At 43.9% G+C, this 17,791-nt stretch carries 12 protein-coding genes; 8 read left to right on the top strand and 4 right to left on the bottom strand.

Going from position 1 to position 17,791, the window contains the following annotated elements; translation table 11 throughout:
- Positions 1–86 precede the first annotated feature (86 nt).
- Both dapA and HMPREF0671_RS00405 read left to right on the top strand, forming a co-directional pair.
- The gene (gene dapA, locus HMPREF0671_RS00410) at positions 87–974 is read left to right on the top strand and encodes a 4-hydroxy-tetrahydrodipicolinate synthase (RefSeq protein ID WP_036895901.1); all 888 of its coding nucleotides are present in this window, start codon (positions 87–89) and stop codon (positions 972–974) included.
- 12 nt (positions 975–986) lie between these two features.
- Positions 987–1,874 (top strand): AraC family transcriptional regulator, encoded by an 888-nt coding sequence (locus tag HMPREF0671_RS00405; RefSeq protein ID WP_036895899.1) that lies wholly within the window; start codon positions 987–989, stop codon positions 1,872–1,874.
- Between the two features lie 9 nt (positions 1,875–1,883).
- Here HMPREF0671_RS00405 and HMPREF0671_RS00400 read toward each other — a convergent pair whose 3' ends face one another.
- Positions 1,884–2,918: an asparaginase gene (locus HMPREF0671_RS00400; RefSeq protein ID WP_036895897.1), complete on the bottom strand. Its 1,035-nt coding sequence runs from the start codon at positions 2,916–2,918 to the stop codon at positions 1,884–1,886.
- A 136-nt stretch (positions 2,919–3,054) separates the two neighbouring features.
- Here HMPREF0671_RS00400 and uxaC point away from each other — a divergent pair, with 136 nt between their 5' ends.
- The 5 genes from uxaC to carB all read left to right on the top strand — a co-directional run bounded on the left by uxaC (position 3,055) and on the right by carB (position 11,872).
- Positions 3,055–4,458 carry a glucuronate isomerase gene (gene uxaC, locus HMPREF0671_RS00395; RefSeq protein WP_036895895.1) on the top strand — a complete coding sequence of 468 codons (1,404 nt, stop codon included), beginning with the start codon at positions 3,055–3,057 and terminating at the stop codon, positions 4,456–4,458.
- Positions 4,459–4,714: 256 nt separating this feature from the next.
- Positions 4,715–5,512, top strand: coding sequence for a polysaccharide biosynthesis/export family protein (locus HMPREF0671_RS00390; RefSeq protein ID WP_036895894.1), 798 nt, complete (start codon positions 4,715–4,717; stop codon positions 5,510–5,512).
- Positions 5,513–5,655: 143 nt separating this feature from the next.
- Positions 5,656–7,542 carry an amidophosphoribosyltransferase gene (locus tag HMPREF0671_RS00385; protein WP_036895892.1) on the top strand — a complete coding sequence of 629 codons (1,887 nt, stop codon included), beginning with the start codon at positions 5,656–5,658 and terminating at the stop codon, positions 7,540–7,542.
- A 20-nt stretch (positions 7,543–7,562) separates the two neighbouring features.
- Positions 7,563–8,639, top strand: a complete 1,077-nt coding sequence (gene carA, locus HMPREF0671_RS00380) for a glutamine-hydrolyzing carbamoyl-phosphate synthase small subunit (protein WP_036895891.1) — start codon at positions 7,563–7,565, stop codon at positions 8,637–8,639.
- Positions 8,640–8,647: 8 nt separating this feature from the next.
- Complete coding sequence (carB, locus tag HMPREF0671_RS00375; RefSeq protein ID WP_036895889.1) at positions 8,648–11,872, top strand: carbamoyl-phosphate synthase (glutamine-hydrolyzing) large subunit; 3,225 nt, start codon at positions 8,648–8,650, stop codon at positions 11,870–11,872.
- An 82-nt stretch (positions 11,873–11,954) separates the two neighbouring features.
- Here the strand turns inward: carB and HMPREF0671_RS00370 are convergent, their stop codons facing one another.
- The 3 genes from HMPREF0671_RS00370 to HMPREF0671_RS00360 all read right to left on the bottom strand — a co-directional run bounded on the left by HMPREF0671_RS00370 (position 11,955) and on the right by HMPREF0671_RS00360 (position 16,372).
- Positions 11,955–13,364, bottom strand: coding sequence for a threonine/serine exporter ThrE family protein (locus HMPREF0671_RS00370; RefSeq protein WP_036895887.1), 1,410 nt, complete (start codon positions 13,362–13,364; stop codon positions 11,955–11,957).
- 175 nt (positions 13,365–13,539) lie between these two features.
- Positions 13,540–15,228 (bottom strand): putative transporter, encoded by a 1,689-nt coding sequence (locus HMPREF0671_RS00365; protein WP_036895885.1) that lies wholly within the window; start codon positions 15,226–15,228, stop codon positions 13,540–13,542.
- A 325-nt stretch (positions 15,229–15,553) separates the two neighbouring features.
- Positions 15,554–16,372, bottom strand: coding sequence for a hypothetical protein (locus HMPREF0671_RS00360; protein WP_036895883.1), 819 nt, complete (start codon positions 16,370–16,372; stop codon positions 15,554–15,556).
- A 139-nt stretch (positions 16,373–16,511) separates the two neighbouring features.
- On the opposite strand from HMPREF0671_RS00360, the gene HMPREF0671_RS00355 reads away from it, so the two are divergent.
- Complete coding sequence (locus HMPREF0671_RS00355) at positions 16,512–17,786, top strand: replication-associated recombination protein A (protein ID WP_036895882.1); 1,275 nt, start codon at positions 16,512–16,514, stop codon at positions 17,784–17,786.
- The last annotated feature ends 5 nt before the right edge of the window (positions 17,787–17,791 follow it).

The raw sequence follows: 17,791 nt of genomic DNA, 5'->3' as shown, positions 1-17,791 counted from the left end.
TTGAGTGTTTTTCTTTGCACATTTATTGAAATCATGTAACTTTGCAATGAGAACTTGACGGAACATCTAAGGAATATATAGAAGCTATGGCACAGAATATTTTCAGGGGTTTAGGCGTTGCTGTGATAACTCCTTTTACATTAACAGGGGAGGTAGATTACCCCTCATTGAAGCGTTTGGTTGAATATCAGATTAGCAATGGCGCTGATTTCCTGTGTATTTTGGCCACTACAGGTGAGTCTCCTTGTTTGTCGAAAGAGGAAAAAGATAAAATAACCGAGCTTGTCAAGACTGTTAATCAAGGCCGTGTGAAGATCGTGAAGTATTGCGGTGGTAATAATACGGCGGCTGTAGTACGAGAGATTCAGACCACGGATTGGAGTGGGATTGATGGTATTCTGAGTATTTGCCCTTACTATAACAAGCCTTCACAAGAAGGTTTGTACCAGCATTTCAAGGCTATTGCCGAAGCAAGTCCGTTGCCAATCATCCTTTATAATGTTCCCGGAAGAACGGGAATCAATATGAAAGCGGAGACAACCATACGTTTAGCGAAGGATTTTCCCAACATTGTGGGTATCAAAGAAGCAAGTGGTAGTCTTGAGCAGGTGGACGAAATCATCAAAGGAAAGCCCGATAATTTCGATATAATCAGTGGTGATGACGCCCTGACATTCTCTATGGTAGCCAGTGGGGCAGCCGGTGTTATTTCGGTAATCGGTAATGCTTTGCCTAAAGAATTCTCACGAATGATTCGTTTGGAGTTCAAGGGTGAGTTTGAACCGGCACGCAAAATCCATCACATGTTTACCGAATTGTACAGTCTTCTGTTCGTAGAAGGCAATCCGGCCGGTGTGAAAGCCTTGCTAAGTGATATGGGAATGATAGAGAATGTGCTTCGTCTTCCGTTGGTTCCAACAACGATTAAGACCCGACAGAAGATGTCTGCAATTTTGAAAGATTTACGAATTTAAACTCTATATGGTATGAGTGAGGATAGGAGAGTAATTCATGAGATAACTCCTCTTATGGGTAAAGACGTGCTATACATTGCCGATCGCCATAAGAAAGAATTCACATACCCTATCCACAATCACGAAGTATACGAGTTGAATTTTGTGGAACGCGCTGCCGGAGTGAAGAGAGTGGTGGGCGATTCCAGCGAAGTAATAGGTGAATATGACCTTGTCTTAATCACTAGTCCCGACTTGGAACATGTCTGGGAACAGCATGAATGTCGCAGTGAGGATATTCGTGAGATTACCGTTCAGTTCGATTTTAATATGACGGAAGACAATCTCTTTGGTCGAAATCCGTTTGTTAGCATGCGTAAGATGATGGTGGAGGCGCGTAAAGGGCTATGCTTTCCGATGAGTGCTATCGTACGCGTGTACAAGATGTTGGACGGTTTGAGTGCCATACAAGATGGATTTTATGCTGTCACTCAGTTCCTTTCAATCCTCTACGAACTTTCAAAATGCTCTGATGCCCGTACACTTTCGTCGTCTAGTTTCGCCAAAATTTCAGTGGAAGATGATAGCCGTCGCATCCTCAAGGTGAAGAATTTCATCAGTAAGAATTACATGGATGAGATTCGATTGTCGGTATTATCAGAGATGGTTGGTATGAGTCCGAGTGCATTCAGTCGCTTCTTTAAGTTGCATACAGGGCGTAGTTTGTCCGACTACATTATCGATATTCGTTTAGGATATGCTTCGCGTATGCTGGTAGATACGGCAAAGAGCATCTCCGAAATCAGCTATGAATGCGGATTCAACAATCTTAGTAATTTCAATAGAATATTCAAAAAGCGCAAAGACTGTTCTCCTTCTGGGTTCAGAGAGAACTATCATAAGACGCGCGTTATCGTCTAGTCGGCTTGTTTATTTGACTGTTATTTCGCCTGCAATACAGGTATTCATCTGCTTTCTTATTATCTTTGGGTTGTCGTAGATGTCTAGCAGATACATCAATTTGGTGACGGCTGCTTCCACAGTACTATCATATCCGCTGATGACACCGGCTTCCTTGAGTTGGTATCCCGTGTCGTATCTAGCCATTTCTACTGTTCCCGAAATGCATTGACTGATGTTTACGACTGTTATTCCACGTTTACATGCTTTGGTCAGGAGCTCCACAAGCCATGGACTTTGTGGAGCATTGCCACTCCCGTAACTCCTCATGACGATACCTTTTAGCTCTGGTGCGTCAATGACGTGTCCCACAATACTGTCTTGTATGCCCGGAAAGAGCGAGAATACGATAACATTCGGGTTCATCGAAATGTGCGGAATCATGGGCTTAGTGTAGTCGGGCGTGAGGATATGATGGTCGTGAAAGGTGAAGTTTACGCCTGCATCGCACAGGTGGGGATAGTTGAATGAGTCGAAAGCATTGAATCCATCGGCATTCTGCTTGGTCGCTCTATTGCCTCGAATCAACTTCCCGCCAAAATATATCGACACCTCTGGGACAGCCGGGCGCCCATCTATGTTTTTCATAGAGGCCAACTCGATACTTGTAACGAGATTCTCCTTGCCGTCGGTACGAAGCAGTCCGATGGGCAATTGGCTACCTGTGAGTATCACAGGCTTGGTAAGATTGCCCAGCATAAAGGACAATGCCGAGGCTGTATAAGCCATCGTATCGGTACCATGTAGCACGACGAAGCCATCGTACTCGCCGTATTTCTCACTGATAATTTGGACAAGTGTGCTCCAAAGATGTGGAGACATGTCGCTAGAATCAATTGGTTCGCTGAATTGGTATACATCTACGCCAACCGATAGCAGGGCAAAATCGGGAATCTTACCAATGAAATGGTTGAAATCAAGTGGCTCCAGTGAGCCTGTCTTCGGATTTTGTCCCATGCCGATAGTCCCGCCTGTATATATCAAAAGAACCTTTGAATCTTTCATGTGTCGTTATTTCTTTCGTTTGAAATGCAAATATAGCTTAAATTACTTAGCTACACAAAAAAATGAATTATATTTGCATTACAATCTAAGACAGACGAACTCGTTGTCATAACATATAAAGAATATTCGATTACCGATGAAAGAATTTATGGATGAGAACTTCTTGTTGGAGACCACTGTCGCCCAAGAATTGTATCATAATCATGCTGCACAGAAGCCAATCATAGACTATCACTGTCACTTGAATCCCAAGATGGTAGCCGAAGACCATCGTTTCGCCAGTATCACGGAGCTGTGGTTGGGTGGCGACCACTATAAGTGGAGAGCCATGCGTACCAATGGAGTGCCCGAAAAGTATTGTACCGGCGATGAGACTTCGGACTGGGAGAAGTTTGAAAAATGGGCCGATACAATGCCTTATACCTATCGTAACCCCCTGTTTCATTGGAGTCAGCTGGAGTTGAAGACCGCTTTTGGTATCACGAAGCTACTTTCTCCGCAGACGGCACGTGAGATATACGACGAGTGTAATGAGAAACTTGCTTCGTCGGAATATAGTGCTAGAGGACTGATGAGACATTACCATGTGGAGACGGTATGTACTACCGACGACCCGATAGATGATTTACGGTATCATCAAGCAACTCTCCAGAGCGACTTTGAAGTGAGAATGTTACCCGCATGGCGCCCGGATAAGGCCATGAATATAGAGAAAAAGGAGTATGCTGGCTATGTTAAACAACTCTCTGAGGTATCGGGTGTAGACATCAGACGATTCTCCGATTTGGTCGATGCCTTGCAAAAAAGGCATGATTTCTTTGCCGAAAACGGCTGTAAACTCTCCGATCATGGTATCGAAGAATTTTATGATGAGCCTTATACGGATAGCCAAGTAGAGACCATTTTTGAGAAGGCGATGCGCGGACAAATGCTCTCTGCACTTGAAATACGGCAATATAAGCATGCCTTTTTGACCATGTGTGCAGAAATGGATGCTGCGTCTGATTGGACACAACAATATCATTATGGTGCTATTCGCGACAATAATGGACTGATGCTTGGTAGAATTGGCGTTGACACTGGATTTGATTCCATTGGTACTTTTAGCACGGCGAGAGCCATGAGTCATTTCTTTGACGAACTGAATCAGAAAGGAATGCTGACGCGTACCATCGTTTATTGCTTGAATCCTTGCGATAATGAGGTGGTGGCAACGATGATGGGAAACTTCCAAGACGGCAGTGTGCCGGGGAAAATGCAGTTTGGTGCCGGTTGGTGGTTCAATGATCAGTTAGACGGAATGACCCGCCAAATCAATGCTTTGTCGAACCTTGGACTGCTAAGTAGGTTTATTGGGATGCTCACCGACTCCCGTTCTTTCTTGAGTTATCCCCGACATGAGTACTTCAGAAGGTTGCTTTGTAACATCATTGGGAATGATGTTGAGCGTGGATTGATACCTAATGATCAAACTGAATTGGCTCGTATGGTGGAAGACATTAGTTATAATAATGCACGCAATTATTTCAAGTTGTATTAGTGCAGGGACTTGGCAAGCTTGCTGAAGAGGCTTGGCAGCGATGCTGTTAGGGCTAGGCAGCAATGTTGCCGACGCCCTGCAGTGAGTTGATATTCTTATTTTCATGCTTTTACATGTATGTTAATGAAGGCTCATGTGGGTGTAGTCATTAAACTTAAAAGGTGCAAACATTTTATTGGAATAAAAACTTGTCAAATTAAAAAAATACAATTATATTTGCACAATATTAAACGATAATTATGCTATTATTGTAGTTATGAAAAAAACTCTAACGATTCTACTCTTTATTGCGGCTGTCTTGGTATTAGGTAGTTGCTCTGGTGCGAAGAATGTAGCTTATTTTCAGAACATTGATTCTATAAGTTTGCAGGCTTCTCAAGGTCTTTACGATGCGAAAATCATGCCGAAAGACATGCTTACTATTACGGTTATCACGACCGATCCCGATGTGGCTGCACCTTTCAACCTCTCTGTTCAGAACACGATCGGTTCGGGCGGACAAATTAGCAGCGGCTATGGCTCGCTTCAAGGCTACTTGGTAGACAATGAAGGTAACATTAACTTTCCGGTTGTTGGTAAGTTGCATGTTGTAGGATTGACGAAGTATCAGTGCCAGAACTTAATCAAAGAGAAGATAGCTCCTTACTTGGCTAAATCTCAAAATCCAATTGTGACGGTTTCGATGGCTAGTTATCGAGTTACTGTTATCGGTGAAGTCGGCCATCCGGGAGTAGTGCCGGTGTCTACTGAAAAGATGAGTGTGGTAGAGGCTTTGGCGCAAGCGGGCGACTTGACCATTTATGGTAAGCGCGACAATGTGATGCTTATCCGAGAAGATGCTACCGGAAGAAAGGAAACTCATCGCCTCAATTTGAATGATGCGAACTTGATTAATTCTCCATATTATTATCTACAACAAAATGATATTCTGTATGTTGAACCCAATAAGGTGAAGGCACAGAATGCTGCTATTGGTTCTTCGACAACCATTTGGTTCTCGGTTATTGGTATTCTAACTAGTTTAGCATCGTTGGTAATAAATATTGTAAGATAAACAAAGAGAAAGTGAAAGATTGATAAGGTTATGGTTTCAGTCTTTCACTTTTTTGATTTGATCTTCTGTGAGGCATAAGGTGCGACCATGTTGTCGCGCCATTTGTATAATAGGGAAACTGTAGTTAAAAGGAATATAGAATAGTGGAAACTCTAAAGCATGAATGTGGTGTGGCCTTGGTGAGGCTGCTGAAACCTCTGGAATATTATCAGCAAAAGTACGGTACATGGATGTATGGCTTGAACAAGCTATACTTAATGATGGAGAAACAACATAACAGAGGGCAGGAAGGTGCCGGTATGGCCTGCGTGAGTCTGGAAGCTGAGCCCGGACAAGAGTATATGTTTCGTCAGAGAGCAGAAGGTACGAAAGCCATTACAGAGATCTTTGGCGAGGTACATCGCTCGTTTAAAGACTTTTCTCCGAAGAAGTTGAACGATGTGGAATACGTGAAACGTCACGTTCCTTTTGCGGGAGAAATGTATATGGGACACCTCCGCTATTCTACGACTGGCAAGAGTGGTCTCTCGTACGTGCATCCGTTCTTGCGTAGAAACAACTGGCGTGCGAAGAATCTGTGCCTGTGTGGAAACTTCAATATGACTAATATTGATGAGATTTTCGGTCGCTTGAGGGCACAAGGGCAGTGGCCACGTATTTATAGTGACAGTTATATCATGCTCGAATTACTAGGTCATAGGCTGGATAGAGAGGTTGAACGGAATTTCGTTCAGGCTCAAGCGCAAGGCTTAGAGGGCATGGATATTACAGAATACATTGAGAACAACGTGCAGATGTCTAACGTGTTGCAGACGTCCATGACCGGCTTTGATGGTGGATATGTAGTCTGTGGACTCACCGGTTCGGGCGAGATGTTCTCTATGCGCGACCCTTGGGGTATTCGTCCGGCTTTCTATTATATCAACGACGAGATTGCTGTATTGGCCAGTGAGCGCCCTGTATTGCAGACAACATTTGATTTGGAATGTGACGATGTGAAAGAGCTGCCAGCCGGTGCCGCATTGTTGGTGAAGCGGAATGGTGAGTGTTCCATCGAACAAGTGTTGGAACCTAAAGAGAGTCAAGCCTGCTCTTTCGAACGAATCTATTTTAGTCGTGGCTCCGATCGCGATATATATAAGGAGCGTAAGAAGCTAGGTGAGCAGCTTACGCAACCTATTTTAAAAGCCATCGACAACGATACGCAGCACACTGTGTTCTCGTTCATTCCGAATACAGCCGAGGTTGCCTTCTATGGTATGCTTGATGGATTCAAGAACTATGTTAACGAGCAGAAGATAGCAAGGTTGTCGAACCTTGGACATACGCCAAGTCATGAAGAGTTAATGAGTATTCTGCAAGAAGATGTACGCAGTGAGAAGGTAGCATGGAAGGATATTAAACTTCGTACCTTTATTACTGAGGGTAACTCGCGCAACGATTTGGCATCACATGTTTATGATATTACCTACGAAAGTATTGAACCTCATGTAGACAATCTCGTTATCATAGACGATAGTATAGTACGTGGTACGACGTTGAAGGAGAGCATTTTGCGTATCTTGGATAGGCTTCATCCTCATAAGATAGTTATTGTTAGTAGTGCTCCACAGATTAGATACCCCGATTATTACGGTATTGATATGCCTCGATTGGAGGAATTCTGTGTGTTCCGCGCAACCATTCAATTGCTTAAGGAACGTGGTTTGCAACATGTGATAGAGGATGTATATCGCTCATGTAAGGCCGAACTAGAGAAGTCGAAGGATGAAATGAAGAATGGAGTGAGGGAAATTTATAGTCCGTTCACGACCGAAGAAATCAACAATAAGATTGTTGAGATGTTGCGTCCTGAGGGTATGAAGACTCCTGTGGAGTTGGTCTATCAGTCTATAGAGGGCTTGCAGATGGCTATACCTAATCACAGAGGTAATTGGTATTTTACTGGTAAGTATCCTACTCCCGGTGGTACAAGGTTGTGTAATGAGGCCTTTGTGGATTACTTTGAGAATGTGTATAAGAGTGAATAATATTCAATAAAGAGAATAGAATGAAGAAAGTAACATTAATATTGGAAGACGGAACAAAGTTTCATGGTAAGTCTTTCGGCTACGATGCGCCTGTAGCGGGCGAGGTTGTATTCAATACTGCCATGATGGGATACCCGGAGAGTCTTACAGATCCATCTTATGCTGGGCAGTTGATGACGTTGACTTATCCGCTTGTAGGTAATTATGGTGTGCCTGCATTTACGGTTGAGCCATCCGGTTTGCCCACTTTTATGGAGAGTGATAAGATATATGCTTCTGCCATTATTGTTGCTGATTATAGTGAAGAGTACTCTCATTGGAATGCCGTAGAGAGTTTATCCGACTGGTTGAAACGCGAACATGTGCCGGGAATAACGGGCATTGACACGCGAGAGTTGACCAAAGTGTTGCGTTCTCATGGGGTGATGATGGGGAAAATTATCTTTGACGATGAGCCCGATAATATTCCTGAAGCTGATTATGAAGGCGTAAACTTCGTGGATAAGGTTTCGTGTAAGGAGATTATTCGTTATAATGAGGGTGCTGGAAAGAAGGTTGTTCTCGTGGATTGTGGCGTGAAAGCCAACATTATTCGTTGCTTGATTAATCGCGGAGTAGAAGTGATTCGAGTGCCTTGGAATTATGATTATACCGGAATGGAGTTTGATGGTCTCTTCTTGGGTAATGGTCCCGGTGACCCGGATATGTGTTCCGAGGCTGTCGATGTGATTCGTAAGCAAATCAGTATGAGCCGTAAACCGATATGCGGTATCTGCATGGGTAACCAACTCTTGGCTAAAGCAGGTGGTGCATCCATCTATAAATTGAAATATGGACACCGTTCTCACAACCAGCCGGTGCGTATGGTAGGCACGAATAAGTGCTTTGTGACCAGTCAAAACCATGGCTATGCCGTTGATATCAAGACCATCGGAAAAGATTGGGAAGAACTCTTTGTGAATATGAATGATGGAAGTAACGAGGGAATCAAGCATAAGACGAATCCTTGGTTTACTAGTCAGTTCCATCCGGAAGCATGTTCCGGTCCCGTAGATACGGAGTTTGTATTTGATGATTTTGTTGCAACCTTAAAGTAAAAGAGAAGATGAAAGATGAAAAGATAAAGAAAGTACTCCTCTTAGGTTCTGGTGCTTTGAAGATTGGAGAGGCCGGTGAGTTCGATTATTCGGGTTCACAAGCCCTTAAAGCCATGCGTGAAGAGGGTATTTATACCGTATTAATCAATCCTAATATTGCAACTGTTCAAACATCGGAAGGTGTTGCCGATCAGATATATTTCCTGCCTGTGCAGCCTTACTTCGTTGAACGTGTCATCGAAAAGGAGCGTCCTGATGGTATCTTACTGTCGTTTGGAGGTCAAACAGCACTCAATTGTGGTGTGGAACTCTATAAGAGTGGCATCTTAGAAAAGTACAATGTACAGGTACTAGGAACTCCCGTTCAGGCCATTATGGATACAGAAGACCGTGAACTTTTCGTTGAAAAACTGGACGAAATAGATGTCAAGACTATCAAGAGTGAGGCTTGTGACAATATTGAAAAGACTCGTAAAGCTGCTCGCGAACTCGGTTATCCGGTGATTATTCGCGCTGCTTATGCCCTTGGAGGACTTGGTAGTGGTTTCGCTGATAACGAAGAAGAACTAGATAAGCTTGCAGAAAAGGCATTCTCTTTCTCACCTCAGGTACTTGTTGAGAAAAGTTTGAAGGGCTGGAAGGAAATAGAATACGAGGTAGTACGCGACCGTTTCGACAACTGTATTACCGTATGTAACATGGAAAACTTTGACCCTTTGGGCATCCATACGGGTGAAAGTATCGTCATTGCGCCCTCTCAGACATTGACAAACAGCGAATACCATAAGTTGAGAGCATTGGCTATACGCATCATTCGACACATCGGTATCGTCGGAGAGTGTAATGTTCAGTATGCATTCGATCCCAAGAGCGAAGACTATAGAGTCATTGAGGTGAACGCACGATTGAGCCGTTCGTCTGCATTAGCGTCTAAGGCGACCGGTTATCCCTTGGCTTTTGTCGCTGCAAAGTTAGGTCTTGGATATGGTTTGTTCGACTTAAAGAACTCTGTTACAAAGACTACCAGCGCTTTCTTTGAGCCTGCATTGGACTATGTAGTGTGCAAGATTCCACGCTGGGACTTGTCAAAATTCCGTGGAGTAGACAAGGAATTGGGTTCTTCCATGAAGTCTGTCGGAGAGGTAATGGCTATCGGTCGAAACTTCGAAGAAGCCATCCAAAAAGGCTTACGCATGATAGGGCAGGGCATGCATGGCTTTGTCGAGAACAAGGAATTGGAAATAGAAGACATTGATGCAGCTTTGAAAGAACCTACCGATAAGCGCATCTTCGTCATCTCAAAGGCTATGCACAAGGCCTATACTGTTGATCAGATTCATGAATTGACGAAGATTGATAAGTGGTTCTTGCAGAAATTGAAGAATATTATTGATATTGATGAGCAGTTGAAGACATGCAATATCAATACACTTGATAAGGAATTGCTACAGAAAGCCAAAGTTTATGGCTTCACAGATTTCCAAATTGCGCGTGCCGTAGGGCTTGAAGGAGAACTCCATAACATGTTCAAGGCACAGCTATTGGTACGAAATCTGCGTAAGAACTATGGCATATTGCCGGTGGTAAAACAGATAGATACTTTGGCAGCAGAGTATCCGGCGCAGACTAATTATCTCTATCTGACCTATGCAGGAGTACAGAATGATATTGACTTTGAGAAGGATAAGCGCTCTATTATCGTGCTTGGGTCGGGAGCATACCGTATTGGTAGCTCAGTAGAATTCGACTGGTGTGGTGTTCAAGCTTTGAATACTATTCGCAAAGAAGGTTACCGTTCGGTGATGATTAACTATAATCCGGAGACTGTTTCTACCGATTATGATATGTGCGACCGTCTTTATTTCGATGAATTGACGTTTGAACGTGTCATGGATATCATTGAATTGGAGACTCCGCATGGTGTCATTGTCAGCACAGGAGGGCAGATTCCGAACAACTTAGCCATGAAGCTCGACGAGCAAAATGTACCTATTCTTGGTACGGCGGCGCAAGATATTGATGGCGCTGAAGACCGCGCTAAGTTCTCAGCCATGCTTACTCGCAATGGAATCAACCAACCCGAATGGAGTGCTTTGACCAGTATGGACGACATCGGAAAGTTTGTCGAGCGTGTAGGATTTCCGGTATTGGTTCGCCCATCGTATGTTCTTTCGGGGGCAGCGATGAATGTTTGCTCTAACGAAGAGGAACTTGTGAAGTTCTTACAACTTGCTGCTAACGTCAGTGAAGACCATCCTGTGGTTGTATCGAAGTTTATTGAGCACGCCAAGGAAATCGAGATGGATGCCGTAGCTCGCAATGGTGAGATTCTTGCATATGCCATCAGTGAGCACGTAGAGTTTGCCGGTGTGCACTCAGGAGATGCTACCATTGCTTTCCCACCGCAGAAGTTGTATGTTGAAACTGTTCGTCGTGTCAAGCATGTGAGTCGCCAGATAGCTAAAGAACTGCATATTAGCGGTCCTTTCAATATCCAGTTTATGGCTCGTGATAACGATATTTTAGTTATCGAATGTAATCTTCGTGCCTCACGTTCGTTCCCATTTGTCAGCAAAGTGTTGAAGATTAATCTCATCGAACTGGCTACCAAAGTGATGTTGGGACTCCCTGTAGAGAAACCAAATAAGAACCTTTTTGACCTCGACTACGTAGGAATTAAGGCCAGTCAGTTCTCTTTCAGCCGTCTACAGAAGGCCGATCCGGTCTTAGGAGTGGATATGAGTTCTACTGGAGAGGTTGGTTGTTTGGGTGACGATACCAATGATGCATTGCTCAAGAGTATGCTTAGCGTCGGCCATCGTATCCCTGCTAAGACCGTTCTGCTCTCTACGGGTGGTGCAAAGGAGAAGGCCGGTATGCTTGATGCTGCTAGAGAATTGGTCGAACATGGCTATAAACTCTATGCAACGGGTGGTACCAGCAAGTATCTTGCAGAGAATGGAGTGGCAAACGAACGCGTTTTCTGGCCGTCAGAAGAAGGACAAGAGCCCCAAGCCTTGACCATGTTACATGAGCATAAGATTGATATGGTGGTTAATATTCCTAAGAACTTGACGGTTCATGAACTTACCAACGGTTACAAGATACGCCGTGCAGCTATTGATTTGAACGTTCCATTGATTACCAACAGTCGTTTGGCAAGTGCTTTCATTCATGCTTTCTGTAGCGTACCTTTGGATGAAATAGAGATTAAGAGTTGGTCTGAATATTAATCAGCTAGGCCATATAATATATAAAGAGCGGATGTCCGGTAGGGCATCCGCTCTTTTTCTTTGTGCTTTATCAGTAGTTTCCTTATGCTTGTTTCAACTCTGTGGCAGCTTCGTGTTTTCGCTGTCGCTCTATCACCATATCGAGAAGCTTCTTATTGCGCTTCGGTGTTACCATTCGACGAACGAAGATGTTGGGAATAGCCAAGCCTATGGCGATGAACAAGATAATCAGTGTAGCTCTGATACCATTGTACATAGCCACCGTTACCTCGCCCACAATACCGTGCATATCGATGAATGCAAACAGTGAACGATACATCAATACGCCCGGAATCATAGGGATAACGCAGGGTATAGACAGGCAATGATGAGGCATGTGGAACCAGTGCATGGCTTGCGTACAGATGATACTGATGAGTGCCGAACCCACAAATGAACCTATAATCAAGCCCATATCCAATCCTATATTATCAGTACTGGGACCTAGATTCACGAAGTTTCGTGTACAGACTGCAATGATTCCGCCTATGGCTAACACTGGTAACAGACGTTTGGGGAAGTTGTATATGGTTGCGAATCCCATGGCCGAGATGGCTGCGGCAATAGAGAATTCAAGATAAGTGTGGTGAGGTATCATACTCAGGTCTTTGACAAAGTTGTCAATACCGCATACTTCTATCGTTAATGCGATACCAAATGCCATAGACAGAACAAACATAAGCGTGATGACAGCACGTGTTATGCCTATCTGGACGTAATTTGTCAGCATGTCGCTTACTGAATTGATGATGGGCACACCCGGCACTATGAATAGCGTACATGCCATCAATGGATGCCACGGAGTGTCTGTATGAAGTACCGAAGCCAGCATATCAGGCATAGCAGCCATAACTTCTGTAGAGAGTGAGAAGTTGGCAAATAGCCAAGCAATGAGTGTTGCTACGAAAGCAGAAATAGCAATATTCACATACGTGTTCGACCCTTTCTTATTCAAGTATGTCTTCAGTTGCATGCCAAACATGGCTGCTATTGAAGCATAGAAGAAGGCGGTCCAGTCGCATCCGAACTGTATACAGAAGCCACCGCAGGCAAATCCGCTGCAAGCTGCTACTTCCCAATCGGTATAACTGTTCTTCTTGTTCTTGATTTCATTCAATGCTTCCTCGTATTGTTCGAGCGAATAGTCTTCCTTTATAGCCAGCCATGATAGTTTACTGATGGCAGTGATGGTGGCCATGTTGATGCCGTGTTTGTCGCAACGCTTGTATTTGCTGTATAAATGGCCGTCGATACACACGTTGACCATCAAGATATTAAAGTTAAAGTAGATATGCATGTCTTCCTCAATGATGCCTAAGAATGCGGCAACACGCTTCATATTGCGCGAAATACGAGCTGTGTCGGCGTTACTCGACATGAGGAGACATCCTGTGTCTAAGAGTAGTTCTAACTTCTTAATGACGATTGCTTCTGAATTACAATTATTATCCATGCTTCTTTTGTAGTCTTTGAAATGATGTTATCTGAATTTTCTGTGCAAAGTTAGTCAAATAAATATTGACGTAAATATGTTTCTGAAGAAATATAAAAAGTCTGCTATCGATTTTGTAGATAGCAGACTTGTAGAATGGGTTAATTCTTGTCTAAATCTAAAATACTAATCTTCTTTACCCCATTGCAAATATCATTATCTGTACCGTAACGATGCGTAAGAACATCGAGAACGGATATACGGTCGAGTAAGCTATGGCAGCCGAGTCGGTCGTAGTCAAATCGTTGCTGTATGCCAGTGCTGCCGGGTTGGTGTTGGCACCCGATAATACGCCCAGCAACGTGAAGTAGTTGAGATGGTATACATAGCGACCTATGAGTCCACCTATTAAGATTGGAAGCAGTGTGATGATGAAACCGAAGGCTATCCAAGTAGCTCCTTGTCGGCTGATAACAGTTTCTACGAACGAGTTACCCGCTCCCAAGCCCACACACGCCAAGAAGATACAGATACCAATCTCGCGTATCATGAGGTTGGCGCTGATGGTATTGTAGGTCACGATGCGATATTTAGGACCGAAACATCCCATCAATATGGCTACGACAAGCGGTCCACCAGTCAGTCCAAGTTTCAAAGGTGCAGGAATACCCGGTATCACGAAGGGTACGTTTGCTAGTATACAACCTAATGCAATACCCCAGAATATGGAGATAATGTTTGGTGTATTGAGGCGTCGCATGGAGTTACCGAGTATCTTCTCGGTATGTCCTATGGCTAATTCTGAGCCGACAACCGTCACACGGTCGCCCATCTGGAGTTGCAATTGTGGTGTGGCTACAAGGTCTACACCCGAACGATTCACTCTCGTAATGTTAGCATTGAAGTTGCTTCTGATTCTTAATTGAGCCAAACTTTTGCCGTTTAGTTCCGGTTTGGTAATTAGAATCCTTCTCGAAATCAACTCTTTCTCGTATGGAGACCAGTCCATCTCAATGGAGTTACCCATCAGTGCGATGATAGGTTCAATGTCTTTAGGGTTGGCGATAATCAGCAATTTGTCGCCAAGATGAATGGTTGTTTGTCCGTTGACGAGTGCATTGTGAGCTGCATTATTGGCATGGACAATACGCGAGATGACGAACTGGCGTTTCACCATAGGACGAATGTGTTTGATGGTCATGCCATCAATCATCTCATTGGTCACCTCTACAGTGAATGTTCTTACGCTTAACTCCTCCAAGTGTCCTAATCCGGTGCGTGCATCCTCATCTTCTTCTTCCTTATTAATTCTAAGGATGTATCTCAAAAGCATGAAAGCTAAGATGACACCGAATATACCTAATGGATAAGTTACGGTGTAACCTAGTGCGATTTCCGGTGCATCAATACCGTTCAAGTCGCTGTTTGCCTGCTGAGCAGCACCTAGTCCCGGTGTATTGGTCACGGCTCCGGAGAGTATACCGGCCAATGTGGTGATAGGAGTCTGCGTGGTGAAGTGCAGCGTGATGGTGATAATCACACTCAAGAATATCGTGATGATGGCTAGCATGGTAAGTGTTTTACCACCCTTACGGAATGAAGAGAAGAAACTTGGACCTACTTGCATACCGATAGAGTAGACAAAGAGAATTAGTCCAAACTCTTTCATGAAGTGCAATAGATGCTCGTCGAGGTTCAAATTGAATTGGCCGAACAAGATACCGAAGAAGAGTATCCACATCAGTCCAAGCGATACATTACCTATTTTGATTTTTCCTAGCGACAATCCCATTGCTATAACAAGGGATAGAATAAGTACGGAGTGGGCTACACCGCCACCCCATAGTCCGGGCATTCCTTGAAATAAGTGCTCGATAATTTCCATGATTGATCGTAATTGATTTTGCAATTGCAAAGTTATTACATTTAATATAGAACATCAAGTGGTGGTAATTATATTCAGAGAGTGCTGTTATTAGTATTTTCGATAGCCATAGTTGTCTTATTGCAAAGTGTCGGCAGCGTTACTGCAATGGCCGAACAGCGTTGCTGCAGTGCTTGTTCAGCATGCTTGCCTCGACTTTGCAGCGAGTTAAGGGGGAGAAATTAGGAGTGGGAAATAAGGAACTTGAGGATGGGAGATAGGCACAATAAAAGGGGAATCGGGTTTAGCCCGATTCCCCTGATGGTCGTTTGTAATATCTTTCTGTTTAATAGTTGTCGTCGTCAGACATATCCTCGGCTTCCATATTGAGGTCGTCCGGATTTTCCTCAAAGGTCGTGCGATAACTCTCTTCTGTCAATTTGTCTTCGTCGAAAACATCCTCATCGTCATCGGGCTCGTTGTAACTATCCTTGATTTCCGGTAAGTCTTCATCATCGGTATCAATGGTATCTCCATCTAAATCCAACTTATCCATATCGTCATCACTATCAAATCTTACCCTTGGTCTTTCTAATTCAGGCTTCTCTTTAGCGAAGATGGCTTCAATCCATCCACCCTTTGGAATTTCAAGCACATCAAATCCGTCGGCTACCTTCTTCTCATACATGCCACCTTTCTTGTGTAGTCTGTCTTTGGGAAGAGTAGTAGTGCTGATGTCGAAACCATGTTCGATGATGTCTCTGATGCTTTGTGAAAGTGAATCCCAGCCACCGCCAAAATTTCGGTCGATGCATTCTAGCAACTTTGTAGCAGAGATATGGTGTATATTTTCGTAGGTAAGATCGGATACACGCATGATGGTGCGTTTCTTCAATGCCCACTTGTTCTTGTTGTTTTCGTCTATTCTGATGCGTCCAATCTTGAATCCGCGGTCTTCATACTTCCTGATGACCTCTGGTTTATCAATCTTAATTTCTTCTGCATCGAATGCGCTTTTGATGACATCTATGTAATGTCTCGTGTTATCCTTGAGGTCTGCATCTTTCTCAGCAGCCTCCCACATACGGAATATGTCATTCTCCTGAATATCCCATACATTGCTTTTGCTTAGCGTCTTTAGGGTTAATACTTTCTGTTGTCTCATATGTGTGATTGCTATTTATCTTACCTTAAACTCAGTCTTGGATAGCGCTGCAAAAGTACATACTCTGTATCATATTCACAAACTTTTCAAAAGGAATTTTTGTATTTCTCCTCCTTATTCTCTATTTTTGCATACATATATGAGTGAACCGTTAGCAGAGCGAATGCGACCCAAAACTTTGGACGATTATGTCGGCCAAAAACATCTCGTAGGAGAGGGAGCCGTATTGCGCCAAATGATAGACACAGGTAGGATTTCCTCATTTTTGTTATGGGGACCACCGGGTGTTGGAAAGACTACACTTGCACGTATTATTGCCAATAAGTTAGACACTCCGTTCTATACTTTAAGCGCTGTGACAAGTGGAGTAAAGGACGTTCGCGACGTCATAGCAAAGGCCAAGGAAAGCAGATTCTTCAATACCGCATCGCCAATCTTGTTTATTGACGAGATTCATCGGTTTAGTAAATCGCAGCAAGACTCCTTGCTTGGTGCAGTGGAGCAGGGGGTGGTGACATTGATCGGGGCTACGACGGAGAATCCTTCGTTTGAAGTGATTAGGCCGTTGTTGTCACGTTGTCAGTTGTATGTTTTGAAATCGTTGGAGCAAGACGATTTATTGGAACTGCTCCATAAAGCTATTACGACGGATATATATTTGAAAGAGCGCCGTATAGAACTGAAAGAGACCGGGACCATGTTGCGGTATAGTGGTGGAGATGCGCGTAAATTGCTGAATATATTGGAATTGGTAGTAGAGTCGGAGGGGAAGAACGATGTGGTGATTACCGACGACTTGGTAGTAAACCGGCTGCAACAGAACCCTTTGGCCTATGATAAAGATGGGGAAATGCACTACGATATCATCTCGGCATTCATCAAGAGCATCCGTGGGAGCGACCCTGATGCAGCCTTATACTGGATGGCTAGGATGATAGAAGGCGGTGAAGATCCTCAATTTATCGCTCGCCGACTGGTCATTAGTGCCTCCGAAGATATAGGATTAGCCAATCCCAACGCTCTGTTATTGGCTAATGCGGCTTTCGATGCGGTCATGAAAATAGGCTGGCCTGAGGGGCGTATCCCGTTGGCGGAGGCTGTTGTGTATCTCGCTACGAGTGCCAAAAGCAATTCAAGTTATCTTGGTATTGATGCAGCGTTGGAGAAAGTGCGACAGACAGGAAACCTTCCTGTGCCGCTACATTTGCGTAATGCTCCGACCAAACTGATGAAACAGTTGGGTTATCATGATGGTTATAAGTACAGTCATGACTATCCTGAGCACTTCGTACAGCAACAGTATATGCCCGATGAACTGGTGAACGACAGGTTATGGCATGCACAACCCAATGCGGTAGAGACGAAGTTGAAAGATCGCATGACTCGTTTTTGGGGTGATAGATATGAGAAGTAATATAT

The organism is Prevotella sp. S7 MS 2 (assembly GCF_000762865.1).
Lineage (GTDB): Bacteria > Bacteroidota > Bacteroidia > Bacteroidales > Bacteroidaceae > Prevotella.
The sequence above is the reverse complement of the archived record's forward strand: the minus strand, read 5'-3'. Positions and strand labels throughout refer to the sequence as shown.